The sequence below is a fragment of the Verrucosispora sp. WMMD573 genome (genome assembly GCF_027497175.1).
GTDB lineage: Bacteria > Actinomycetota > Actinomycetes > Mycobacteriales > Micromonosporaceae > Micromonospora.
Map to the genome: position 1 here is coordinate 1,183,236 of NZ_CP114901.1, position 12,520 is coordinate 1,195,755.

Sequence of the window (12,520 nt, forward strand, 5' to 3'; positions counted from 1 at the left end):
CGGCGCACCAGACCCAGGAGAGGCGACGGAGGTCTGTCACGTGAGCACGGTGGTCGTCAAACGACCCGCCCGCCAGCCAGAGCCGGAGTATCCCTCCGGCGAGGTGCTGCTGGACGCGCCGCCCGAGGTGCCCGCGCCGAGTGGTAAGGCGTGGGGGCAGATGCTGATGCTGCTGCCGATGCTCGCCGGCTCGTTCGCGATGGCCCTGATGTTCGCCGGTCGAGGTGGCTCGACCCTCGGCTACGTGACAGGTGGCCTGTTCGGACTCTCCGCCATCGGCATGCTCGGGTCACAGCTGACAAACAACTCCGGCGGCCCGGGCAAGCAGGAGATGCTGCAGAAACGCCGCGAGTACATGACCCACCTGTCCCGTCAGCGGCGTCGCGTACTCAAGACGATTCGTAGGCAGCGGGAGGCGGCGTTCTACCGGCATCCAGACCCGGACGTGCTCTGGTCCCTGCCGTTGGGACCTCGGCTGTGGGAGCGTCGACGTGGCGACGTGGATTTCGCCACCGTACGCATCGGCCTCGGGCCGCAGGAGCTGGCGACGCCGTTGGTGCCGCCGCCGGCCACGTCGTTGGAGAAGCTGGAGCCGATGTGCGCGCTCGCGCTGCGCCGGTTCCTCACCACCTACGGCGAGGTGCCGGACCTGCCGGTGACGATGGCGCTTAACGGATTCGCCCGGGTGCATCTGCGCGGCGACACCGAGGCGGCCCGGGGCATGGTCCGGGCGGTGCTCGCGCAGGCCGCCGCGTTCCACGCCCCCGACGACATGCTCATCGCGATCTGCGTAGCGCCGGACCGGCGGGCCGACTGGGAATGGACGAAGTGGCTGCCGCACGCCCTGCACCCGTCGCGCACCGACGCACTCGGCCAACTGCGCCTGGTGGCACCGTCGGTGACCGGTCTGGAGGCGATGCTCGACGACGTGCTGGCCAGCCGGCCCCGGTTCAACGCCAGTGGCGGTACGCCCCAGGTCGCCGGACCGCACGTGCTGGTGGTCATCGACGGTGGCGACACCGCCGGGTCGGATCACCTGATGACCGATGGTGGGGTGGAGGGTGTCACCCTGCTCGACCTGTCCACTCCGGCGCCTCGCCTGCTCGACCGGGCGCGGCTGGTGCTGGAGGTGTCGGCGGAGCGCCGGCTGCACAGCATCACGGTGGACGGTCCGGCTGAGATCGGCCGAGCCGACGACTGCCGGGCAGTCGAGCTTGAGGCATTGGCCATGCAACTGGCCCCGCTCCGCCTCTCCGCCGCCTCCCGGGGCAGCGGCGACACGCCACTCACCACGGAGCTGGGCCTGGCCGAGCTGCTCGACATCGGCGACCCCTACGAGTTCGACGTGGATCGGGCGTGGCAGCCGCGACCCAACCGCGACAAGCTGCGGGTGCCGATCGGGGTGGGTGCCGACGGCGGGCCGGTGGAGCTGGACCTGAAGGAGTCGGCGCAGGACGGCATGGGCCCGCACGGGCTGCTCATCGGCGCGACCGGCTCCGGCAAGTCGGAGCTGCTGCGCACCCTGGTGCTGGCGCTGGCGGCCACGCACTCCTCGGAGAGCCTCAACTTCGTGCTTGTCGACTTCAAGGGTGGTGCCACCTTCACCCGGCTGGACGGCCTACCGCACACCAGTGCGGTGATCACCAACCTGGCCGACGAGCTGCCTCTGGTGGACCGGATGACCGACTCCATCAACGGCGAGCTGGTCCGTCGGCAGGAATTGCTCCGCGCGGCCGGCAACTACGCCTCGCAGCGTGACTACGAGAAGGCCCGGGCTGCCGGCGCACCGCTGTCTCCGCTGCCGAGCCTGCTCATCATCTGTGACGAGTTCTCCGAGCTGCTGACCGCCAAGCCGGACTTCATCGACATGTTCGTGCAGATCGGCCGCGTCGGCCGCTCGCTCGGCGTGCACCTGCTGCTGGCCAGCCAACGTCTGGAGGAGGGTCGGCTGCGGGGACTCGACACCCACCTGTCGTACCGGATCGGTCTGCGGACCTTCTCGGCGATGGAGTCCCGGGTGGTGCTGGGGGCCACCGACGCGTACGAGCTGCCCCGGTCGCCGGGGCACGGCTACCTGCGTTTCGGCACCGAGCCGCTGGTGCGGTTCAAGGCCGCGTACGTCTCCGGCACCTACCGCAGCAAGACCGCGGCGGCGGTAGCGGCCGGCGACGGCGAGGACCGGGTACGCGAGTACACCACCTCCTACGTCGCACCGCCGGTGACCCGTACGCCCAGGGAGGAGACCGCGCCCGAGCCGACCGACGGGATTGGCGAGAGCGTGCTGGACATCCTGGTCGGTCGACTCGCCGGGCGAGGCAAGCCCGCCCACCAGGTGTGGCTTCCTCCGCTGGCCGAGCCGCCGACGCTGGATCAGTTGCTGCCTCCGATGAGCGCGGATCCCGCCCGTGGCATCACCGTCGCGCACGCCGGCCTGCTCGGCGAGTTGCAGGTGGCGGTCGGCATCGTCGACAAGCCCTTCGAGCAGCGCCGTGACGTGCTGTGGTTCGACCTGGCCGGCTCGGCCGGTCACGCGGTAATCGTCGGCGGTCCGCAGAGCGGCAAGAGCACCCTGCTGCGTACGGTCGTCACCGCCCTGGCGCTGACCCACACTCCGCGCGAGGCCCAGGTCTACTGCCTGGACCTGGGCAGCAGCGCCCTGTCGTCGCTGCGTGACCTGCCCCATGTGGGCTCGGTGGCCACCCGCCTCGACTCCGGCCTGGTCCGGCGCACCGTGGCCGAACTGCAACTGCTGATGGGCGAGCGGGAGCGGCGGTTCGCCGAGCGCGGGGTGGACTCCATGGCCGAGTACCGGCGGGCCCGCCGGCACGGCCAGCACGACGACGACCTGTTCGGCGACGTGTTCCTGGTCATCGACGGTTGGGCGACGTTGCGGGCGGAGTTCGAGGACCTGGAACCGACGATCAACGACATCGCCAACCGGGGGCTGTCCTTCGGTATCCATCTGATCGTGACCGCGAGTCGGTGGATGGACCTGCGACCGGCTGTCCGGGACGTCTTCGGCACCCGGCTGGAGCTGCGGCTGGCCGACGCCAGCGACTCCAACCTGGACCGGCGCGCGGCGATGAACGTGCCGGAGAAGTCACCGGGCCGGGGCATCACCCCGGACGGGCAGCAGTTCCTGGCGGCGCTACCCCGAGCGGACAGCGCGCAGGAGGCGGAGACCCTGCCCGAGGGCGCGCGGAAGCTGGTGACCGATCTGGCCGCCGCCTGGCAGGGGCCGGGAGCGCCGCCGATCCGGTTGCTGCCGCCCGTGGTGCCGTACGGCAGCCTGCCGAACACCGGCCGCCCGGGAATCCCCATCGGCATCGCCGAGGTGGACCTTCAGCCGGTGCAGGTGGACTTCGCCGCCGACCCGCACTTCATCCTGTTCGGTGACGGCGAGTCGGGCAAGAGCACCTTCCTCCGGGCGCTGGCGCAGACCATCGTCGATCGCAACGACCTGACCGAGGCTCGGCTGGTCATCGTCGACTACCGGCGCAGCCTGCTCGGCGACATCGACACGCCGCACCTGATCGGGTACGGCTCGACCGCGCAGGTCACCGAGAGCATCGTCGCCGAGGTGGCTGCGGTGATGCGCGACCGGCTGCCACCGCCGGACATCAACGCCGAACGGCTGCGGGCACGCGACTGGTGGAAGGGTCCCGACCTGTACGTGCTTGTCGACGACTACGACCTGGTGGCCGGCGCGGGCAGCAATCCGTTGACACCGCTGTTGGATTTCCTGCCGCAGGCTCGCGACATCGGCCTGCACGTGGTCATCGCCCGGCGGACCGGCGGCGCCGGTCGGGCGCTCTACGAGCCGGTGTTGATGCGGCTCCGGGAGATCAGCACGCCGGGCATCGTGATGTCCGGCAACCGGGACGAGGGCGTCCTGCTCGGCACCGTCCGGCCCGGGCCGCTGCCGCCGGGGCGGGGCTGGCTGGTGTCCCGGCGTGGTGGTACCCGGTTGGTGCAGCTGGTGCACCTTCCGCCTCGCGCGTGAGCCCGGTACGGGGTTGCCCGATCAGGCTACTGTCGGCCAGAGTGGACTCACGGTGCGCGGCTACAGACCCCCGACACGTCGGTGCGGGAAGCAGTCGCGCCGGCATCGTGTGAGCGGACGGGGGAGGGAACATGGGCGACGAGTGGCTCGTCGACGAACAGATCGACGTCGACATCCAGCAGCTGAAGGACTTCGCGCTGGCCATCCAGAAGGAGATGGAGACCAACTTCCAGCCCAGCTTCGACAACGGTCTGCGTCCCATGCTCACGGTGCAGGCACCGTTCGGCGGCGGCGGGCTCAAGGAAGCGGCGTTCTTCCGGGGTCGGCACGACGAGAGCCGGATGGCGATCTCCAATCTGATGGGCGACGTGATGAAGGGACTCACCGCCCTGAGCGTGGCCGCCGTGTCCATCTCGGCGGAGTACCTGACCGGGGACGCGCTGGCCCAGGCCACAAACGAGGACGTCTACAACGCCTTCTCCGCCGTCGACGGCCAGGACACTCTCAGCGGCCGGTGGCAGGAGGGCACGGAGAACCCGGCGGACTCGGTGCCGGAGACGGCCCTGAACCCGGAGCCGATGAACCCCTACTACGGGCTGGACTCCTGCCCGACCGGTGAGCAGCGCGAGGAGACCCCGGAGTGGGCGCGGGCCGAGGTCGTCGGTGAGGGCTCCGGCAGCTATGTGATCCACGGTGACGGCGAGCGCATGCACGGCGAAGATCTCCGGCTGGATCAGTCGGATCTCCGGTGACGGTGGCACAGGCGAGGCCCGAGGAGCGGGGATGAGCGACGACTACTACGGCTGGCAGCCGGTCAGCTACCCGATGTACTCCGGTGTGTCGGACGACTACGCGGCCGAGCGGGCCGCCCAGGCCACGCCGTACGAGCCAACGGCGTGGGATTCGGTGAACATCGAGCAGATGTGGGAGTACGTCCGCAAGGAGAGCGACGAGCGGACGACGGCGCTCGCCGACATGTGGCGGCGGGCGGCCAGCCTGCTGCAGTCCACGCGGGACAACCTCAAGCGCCACGCCGACTCGCTGGACGCCCGCTGGCAGTCGCCAGCGGCACGGGTCTTCATGTCCCGCGTTGGTGCCACGCTGCACTCACTCGACGAGTGGAAAGAGGTGGCCAGCAACAACGCCACCGGCCTGGACCAGCTCGCCAGCAAGATCGAAACCGCCCAGCGGGAAATGAGGACACTCTGGCAGGAGTACCAGGCCGAGCAGACCCGGCAGGGCGAGCGCCGCTCGAACGACGAGGGCTTCCAGGCCGTCGACCTCGTCGACTGGATTCCCGGCGTCACCGGTAACGACGCCAAGTCGTACGAGGACGTGCAGAACGAGTACCACCAGCGCGCCAAGGGCATCGCCAAGCCGCTGGCCGACCTCTACATCGACGTCTACATCTCCAACATCTCCCGGGGTGGGAAGTTCAAGGGCCCGACGGACGCGGTCATCACCACTCCGTCGAACGTGCCCCGCCCTGGCGCTCCGGGAGCACCGGGAGCGCCGCCGGCAGCACCCGGAACGCCCGGGCCCGCGCCGAATCGGCCCGACATGCCGACTCGTCCAGACCTCGGCGACCGGCCGGCCGATCCGGCCGGTACACCGCCGCCCGGCGTGCCTGACGGCGTCACGCTCGCCGGCACCACGGCGCCCACCGCGCCAGCCGGGCCACCACCCGCCACGCCGCCGGTCACCACGCCGGGCGTCCCCACGACGCCCGGGCCGGTCGCACCGCCGGTCACCGGCCCCGGGCTGCGCCCGAACAATCCCGGGCTCTCGCCGAACTCGGGGAACCGGCCGAACGCTCCACGCACCACGCTGCCCGGCTCGGGCGGCCCCGGCACCCCCGGCAACGGCCGCGGTCCCGCACCGAACCGTCCGACACTTCCCGGGGCGGGTGGCCCGGGCAGCGGATCCGGTGCGCCGCCCGGCGGCAAGCGTGGTCCCGCACCGAACCGTCCGACGCTGCCCGGTAACACCGGCGGCGGTGCTCCCGGCGGTGGCCGAGGTCGGCCGGGCCTGGGCAGCCGGCCGGGCGCTGCGGCCACCCCACCGCCGTCGAGCCCGCGCCTGCCCGGCTCCACCGCCCGCCCTGGTCAGCGCGGCACCGCCCCCGGGCGTCCCGCCGCACCTCCGCCGAGCCTCGGCGGCCAGCGTGGTGCCACCCCGGGCGGGCCGCCCAGAGCTGGTTCGCCGTTGAGCGGCAAGCCCACGGCTGGCAAACCGGTGACCGGCGGGAGCACCGCCGGTGCCCGGCCCGATCTGAGCGGACGCGCCGGGGCGGGCACCGGCCGGCCCGCGCCGACCACGGGTCCGGCGCCCTCGCTGGGCGGCCGACGCGGTGGGCCGACCACCCCGGCTGCGCGTAAGGGTGCGCCGCACGACGGGGACCAGGAGACCTGGGAGTACGGCGACGGCGACGACGAGCTGTGGGCCACCGAGTCGTCGGCCGTCGGCGTCGTGGAGGCTCCGACGGAGCACCGCCCCCGAGAGCAGGGCAAGGCCCTCGGCCAGGGCTGATGTGATTCGGGTCGGTCACCCAACACTGGGTGGCCGACCCGTACCATGCAGTGACCGTCCAACCCCGGCCGTTCCGGCTGTGGCCCCCAGTGGAAGGTAGACGGGCATGCGTGTCCTCGCCCGATCGGCGGCCGTCTTGGCGATCGCCGCCGCGAGTGTCCTGGCACCTCTGGGACTGCCTGCCGCCCCCGCGCTGGCCGATTCCACCAGGCGCGAATCGTGGCATCTGAAGGCCCTGGAGATACCCGAGTTGCACAAGATCGCTCAGGGGGACGGTGTCGTGGTGGCGGTGATCGACACCGGGGTGGACGCGAAGCACCAGGATCTCAAGGACAACGTCCTGCCCGGAGTGGACTTCTACGACGAGGATGCCAGGGGCCGGGTCGACCGGGTGGGCCATGGCACCGCCATCGCCTCGTTGATTGCCGGCCACGGCCACGGGCGGGGCAACCGCGATGGCGTGCTCGGCATCGCCCCGAAGGCCAAGATCCTCCCGGTGACCATCAAGAGCAAGCGGAGCCCGCTGATCCAGCCGACCGCCATCGCCGCAGGAATCAACTGGGCGGTCGACCACGGCGCGGACATTATCAACGTCTCGCTGTCGAGCAGCTTCAACGAGGAGCTGAATCAAGCCGTCGAACGGGCCTACCAGCGGAACGTCATCGTGGTAGCGGCCGTCGGCAATCGTCAGGATTCGATCATCGCCAGCCCGGCCTCCCACCAGAGCGCCATGGCCGTCAACGGCACCGACCGCAGCGGCACGATCAGCGAAGAGGCCGCGCTACCGGCCGAGCAGGTCGACATAGCCGCGCCGGGCGAGGACATCGTGCACGCCGTCCCGGGCAACCGGTACGACGCCGGGTTCGGCAGCAGCCTCAGCACGGCCCTCGTCTCCGGCGCGCTCGCGTTGGTGAAGGCCGAATATCCGGACCTGAACGGCTACGAGATGTTCCAGCGCCTGCTGGAGACCACTCGTGATGAGGGCGAGCCCGGCCACGACCTGCACTACGGGTGGGGCGCGCTTGACATCCGGCAGGCGTTGACCGGTGAGCCGGACGGCCGGGGCACCCGCCCCTCCGCGTCAGCAGCGGGCGACTACGGCCTGGAGCCGTGGCAGGCCGACCCGCGCGAGCGCGAGGACGGCATCCTGGTCTTCGTGTGGGCGGTGATCATCGCCGTCCTCCTGCTCATCGTCGGCGGGGTCGTGGCCACCGTAATGCTGCTGCGGGGCCGCGCACGCCAACTGCAGACGGAGCCGGCCGACGAGGATCCGTCGGATGAGTCCGCGGCGTCTCGATCTGTTGCGTCTGCGGCAGGAGGCCCGGTGCCGCCGGCCGGCGACGCCGATCAGCCGGTGGACAGAATCGACGACACGGTCTGGCAACGCCCGCCCGGCTGACCCCGTCGTCCCGAGGAGGCATCCATGTCGTTCGCCGCGCCAGCCGGCGAGTCCCCGAACCTCGGCCCGTCACCTGGTACGCCTCCTGGCGATGCGAGGCCGACGCGAGGTCGGCGACCCGTTGTCGTCACCCTCGCCGCCCTGCTGATGGTGCCCTCGATCGTCGTCTGGCTGATCGCCGGGGTCGCCTTCTTCCTGGCTATGCTGCGCGCCGAGGGCGACGGGCTGGGCAGGTTCCTGGTGGTGGGCATCGGTGCCGGCATACTGGCGATCGCGCTGCTGGTGGTGCTTCTCGCGTCCATGGGAATCGTGCTGGCCTGGAGGGGCGACAACGCGGCCGGCCTGGCCGTGCCGGCCGGATTCACCTTCGGACTCTTCGTGGTGGTCATCGTCACGCTGCTGGCGCAGGGCAAGCTCAGTTATCACCCGACGATGGTCACGCCGCTTGTGGTGGGTGGGCTGGCCGGTGTCTCGCTCACCCTGCTCAAGAGCCCGCCAGCGCGGGCCTGGTTCGCCGGCCGCAGCCGCTGAGGACCGCCGGGGGCAGCACGAGCCGGCGGTCGGCGCACCGTGGGTCAGACCGGAGACCAGCGGCGGCCGGCGGCGTCGAACCGAGCCAGCAGCTCGTCACGGCCGTCGGCGTGCAGGCAGTGCAGCTCGGTGCCGTCCGGGATGACCAGCGACTCCATTCGTGGCTGCCCCTGTCCCCAATCCTCGGGCGTCGCCTCGCCGGGAGGCCAGCGCAGCACCGCCACCCATTCGTCCGACTCCTCGAACGGAGAGCCCGCACCGAGCAGCCCCAGCCGTCGGTACAGCCGGATCGGGGTGTCCCGCCCCGGTCCGTGCCAGGCGTGCACCAACCCGGCCGCCCGGTCGTACCCGTCGTCCAGGTAGGACGTCAGATAGCGGTGCGGAATGACCAGTTGCAGCAGCAGCGGCGCGTCGGGGTCGGGGTCGTCGTCGGCGGTGGATTCCGGCGCCGGGCGGGGCACCGGCACGCCAACCGTCGACGGGTCGGCGTACCGGGCCGTGTCGCGCCGTTGCTGCTCCTGTTCGGCCGCCTCGTGGATCACCTGTCGCAACTCGCCGAGCCAGTCGCGCAGCGTCACCACCGCCTCCCCGGGCAGCGCCGCCGCCAGTGGCGTCTCCGGGTTGAGCAGCAGCTGCCAGGAGTGATCCGGCCAGTGGTCGGTGAGCTGGAGGCTGCTGACCACCACCAGATCCCGCTCACCGAGCGCCTGCCGCAGGCGACCCTCCGAGCTGAACACCGGCAGACTTGGCCGGCCCTGGTCGTCGGAGACGGTCCACCACGGAAAGTCCGGATCGGACAGGTCCCGCGTCGCCGAACCCTCCGGGTCCACCGGCAGCACCAGCTCGGCCCGGAGCAGGGCGGACATCAGGGCGTTCGGGTCCTGAAGCCGGATCGCCTCACGGAGCGGTCGCTCGGCCTCCACCACCGGCGCGCTCAGGGCCCGAAGCTCGTCAGCGGTCAGTCGCACGCCGATCGGCAACCCGGCGTCGACCGCCAGCACCCATTCGTCGTGGGGCCAGTCGACGACGATGTCGACAAGTCCCGACACCCGGTAGCTCACCGAGCGTCCGGGCATGCCGGCGGCGATCGCCGCCGGTGAGGTGTACGCGAGCACGTGGGTGACACCCTCGTGCTGCGCGGTCGGCCACGCCATCGTCTCCCGTCCGGCGGCCGCGGCGGGCGACACGGGGAGTAACAGCGGTCCGGCGACGAGTTCGGTGAGGAACCCTTCCCGGTCGTCGGCCTCGGCGGCGGCCAGCAATGCGCGTTCGGTGGCCGTGGTGGGCTGCCAGCCGGTCACCAGGTGCCGTCCGTGCGTACCCGCTGGGGACGACGACCGAGCACCAGCGTGCTGAGCGCCTCGTCGACATCAGCGCCGAGGAACCAGTCCCCGGTGTGGTCCAGCACGAACACCCGACCGTGCTCGTCGACCGCCAGGATCCCGGCGCCGTCGCCTTCTTCGCCGAGCGGGCTCAGTGACACGCCGATCGCCTCGGCCAGCTCGGCGAGGGTTTCCACCGAGTGCCGCACCAGGAACGGGTCGAGGTGGAATTCGCTCGGCGCGACCTGTTCGCCCTCCCCCTGCGGGCGCACCCGCAACCCGCCGAACTCGGCGTACGCCTCGATCGCCCGGGCGGTCACGGTGTGCTGGCGACCGCCGGGTGTGGCGTGAGCGGCGATCCGCAGTCCCCACTCGCGGCCCCGGCTCTCGTCGGAGCGGTCGGGCGACCAGCCAGCGGCGGCGAGGGTCTGCGCCACCAGGGGCGGAAAGCGCTCGCTCATGTCAGCGCCTCCACGCCGAACCAGTCCAGCAGGGCGGCGCAGGAGCGACAGGGCGGCGCAACCTCGCCGTGGCGCGGGTCGCCCTCCTCGCGGACCCGGGTGACCCGGACTTTCGCGCCCCAGAGCAGCGCGCGGGAGCGGGCGGCGTCCAGTGGTGGCCCGCCGGCCTCGGCGGCGTAGAGCCGGTCGGAGATCAGCACCGCCTCGGCGCACCAGCCGGCGTAGCGCTCGCGCTGGTCGACCGGCAGCCCGTGCAGGAAGCGCCGGACCACCGGATGCAGGTCAGGGGTCAGATCTCCGCGTACCGAGGTGTGCGTGTGGACGGTGCCGTCGGCCAGCAGCGCACCGGCCGCCAGCGGCAGCATCCGTGGCTGCGCCATCCGTCCTCCCGGTAGTCGACAGGGGATTCCCGGCGAGGGTTCGCCCGGCCCGCCAGCGAGCCTAACCGTCACCGTCCGTCCGACGGGGGTGGCGTCCGGGCACCACTGGCATCGAGGGGCTCACACCGCGTCGACCGCCTGGGATATCGTCGGTTCCGCCCCCCTCTTCGCCGTCCAGAGCCGGAGCCATGACGCGCACCCTTCTCGTCTCCCCGGATCAGCCCGGTGCCTACCCGTCCATCGGGGAGGCGCTGGCGGTGGCCAGCGACGACACCGTCGTCTCGGTCAGCCCCGGCACCTACCACGAGGCCCTGTTCGTCAACGACCGTGGCATCAGCGTGGTCGCCGCGCAGGGTTCGGGCACGGTCACCATCGACGCGTCCTCCGGGACCTATCCGACGGTGTCCTGCAACTCCGGCCGGTTGGAGTTGCGCGACCTGGTCCTGAAGGCCGGTGACGCGCCGGTGGTGGTGGCCGACCGCGCGAGGCTGACCATGACCGGGTGCGAGCTGAGCGCCGGCTTCGGCGCGGCGATCCAGGTGGCCGGCCGTTCGGAGTTCACGCTCACCCGCTGCCGGGTGACCGGCGGACGGTACGGCCTGGTGGTGGAGGATTCCGACGGCAGCGTCGAGGGGTGCGAGTTCACTGATCTCAGCGAGGACGGCATCATCGTGCGGATCGGGGCGGCCCCGACCATCCGTACCAGCACAGTGACCCGCTGCGGCAACCGGGGCATCTACATCTACCAGTACGGCCGACCGATCATCGAGACCTGCGAGATCTCCCAGACCGGGCAGGCCGGCGTGGCGGTGGTCCATCAGAGCGCCCCGGTGCTGCGTCGCTGCCGGATCCGCGACACCCGTGGGCCGGCGGTCTCCTTCGCCCGGGGCTGTCGCGGCAGTGTGGAGGAGTGCACCACAGAGAACACCGGCCAGCCGGCGATCGAGATCGCCGAGGGTGCCGACCCGACCATCGTCGAGGGCACCGTCAACCGTAAGGCCACGTTCGGCGCCGACGCCGCCCGCGCCACCACCGGTCAGGACGCCGCCCGGGTGGAGAAGCTGCTGGCCGAGCTGGCGGCCATGGTCGGCCTGGAATCGGTGAAGGAGGAGGTCCGCGCCCTCATCGACGAGATCCAGGTCAACGAGTGGCGGCGCAGCGCCGGGCTACCCGTCGGCGCGGTCAGCCATCACCTGATCTTCGCGGGTGCCCCCGGCACCGGTAAGACCACGGTGGCGCGCATCTACGGTGACCTGCTGGCGGCGCTGGGCGCGCTGCCCGGCGGCGCCTTCCGCGAGGTCTCCCGACGTGACCTGGTCGGCCAGTACATCGGCCACACCGCCGAGAAGACCGCCGCCGCGTTCGAACTGGCGCGCGGGGGCGTGCTCTTCATCGATGAGGCGTACACCCTGTCCCGGTCGTCGGGCACCGGCGGCGACTTCGGGCAGGAGGCCATCGACACGCTGGTCAAGCTCATGGAGGATCACCGCGACGAGATCGCTGTGATCGCGGCCGGCTACACCGGCGAGATGCTCCAGTTCCTCGACGCCAACCCCGGTCTGGCCTCCCGCTTCGCCAAGACTGTCGAGTTTGGCAACTACTCCCCGGAGCAGTTGGTGGTCATCGTGGAGCGGATGGCCGGCGGCGATGAGTACCTGCTCGCCGATGGCGTGTCCGAGGTGCTCCGGGAGCACTTCGGCACCATCGAACGGGACCAGAATTTCGGCAACGCGCGGGAGGCGCGCAAGCTCTTCGAGGGGGTACGCAAGGCACAGGCTCAGCGGTTGCGCCAGTCCGGGCAGCGTCCGAGCCTCGACGAGCTGCGGACCGTGACCGTGGCCGACGTACGCGCCGCGATCGGGCGATGACGATGCCGCGCCGGTCAGGGAGGGACG

9 protein-coding genes are annotated in these 12,520 nt (G+C 71.4%); 6 read left to right on the plus strand and 3 right to left on the minus strand.

Annotation, left to right across the window (positions count from 1 at the left end):
- Positions 1–40: 40 nt before the first annotated feature.
- The 5 genes from eccCa to O7601_RS05475 all read left to right on the plus strand — a co-directional run bounded on the left by eccCa (position 41) and on the right by O7601_RS05475 (position 8,462).
- On the plus strand, positions 41–4,003 hold the full coding sequence (gene eccCa, locus O7601_RS05455; protein ID WP_281565147.1) for a type VII secretion protein EccCa: 3,963 nt from the start codon (positions 41–43) through the stop codon (positions 4,001–4,003).
- Positions 4,004–4,134: 131 nt separating this feature from the next.
- Entirely contained in the window at positions 4,135–4,755 is a 621-nt protein-coding gene (locus O7601_RS05460) for a hypothetical protein (RefSeq protein ID WP_281565148.1), read from the plus strand.
- 31 nt (positions 4,756–4,786) lie between these two features.
- Positions 4,787–6,532, plus strand: a complete 1,746-nt coding sequence (locus O7601_RS05465; RefSeq protein ID WP_281565149.1) for a hypothetical protein — start codon at positions 4,787–4,789, stop codon at positions 6,530–6,532.
- Between the two features lie 106 nt (positions 6,533–6,638).
- A complete protein-coding gene (gene mycP, locus O7601_RS05470) occupies positions 6,639–7,931 on the plus strand; it encodes a type VII secretion-associated serine protease mycosin (RefSeq protein ID WP_281565150.1) in 1,293 nt (430 codons plus the stop codon).
- Positions 7,932–7,955: 24 nt separating this feature from the next.
- Positions 7,956–8,462, plus strand: coding sequence for a hypothetical protein (locus tag O7601_RS05475; RefSeq protein ID WP_281565151.1), 507 nt, complete (start codon positions 7,956–7,958; stop codon positions 8,460–8,462).
- Positions 8,463–8,506: 44 nt separating this feature from the next.
- On the opposite strand, the gene O7601_RS05480 is transcribed toward O7601_RS05475, so the two are convergent.
- The 3 genes from O7601_RS05480 to O7601_RS05490 are packed head-to-tail and all read right to left on the minus strand — an operon-like array spanning position 8,507 to position 10,625.
- Complete coding sequence (locus O7601_RS05480; RefSeq protein WP_348650256.1) at positions 8,507–9,766, minus strand: SseB family protein; 1,260 nt, start codon at positions 9,764–9,766, stop codon at positions 8,507–8,509.
- On the minus strand, positions 9,760–10,245 hold the full coding sequence (locus tag O7601_RS05485) for an SUKH-3 domain-containing protein (RefSeq protein WP_281565153.1): 486 nt from the start codon (positions 10,243–10,245) through the stop codon (positions 9,760–9,762). The genes O7601_RS05480 and O7601_RS05485 overlap by 7 nt, the downstream gene beginning before the upstream one ends.
- Complete coding sequence (locus O7601_RS05490; RefSeq protein WP_281565154.1) at positions 10,242–10,625, minus strand: YwqJ-related putative deaminase; 384 nt, start codon at positions 10,623–10,625, stop codon at positions 10,242–10,244. The genes O7601_RS05485 and O7601_RS05490 overlap by 4 nt, the downstream gene beginning before the upstream one ends.
- A 188-nt stretch (positions 10,626–10,813) precedes the next feature.
- Between O7601_RS05490 and O7601_RS05495 the strand changes: the two genes are divergently transcribed.
- On the plus strand, positions 10,814–12,493 hold the full coding sequence (locus O7601_RS05495) for a right-handed parallel beta-helix repeat-containing protein (RefSeq protein ID WP_281565155.1): 1,680 nt from the start codon (positions 10,814–10,816) through the stop codon (positions 12,491–12,493).
- Positions 12,494–12,520: the final 27 nt, after the last annotated feature.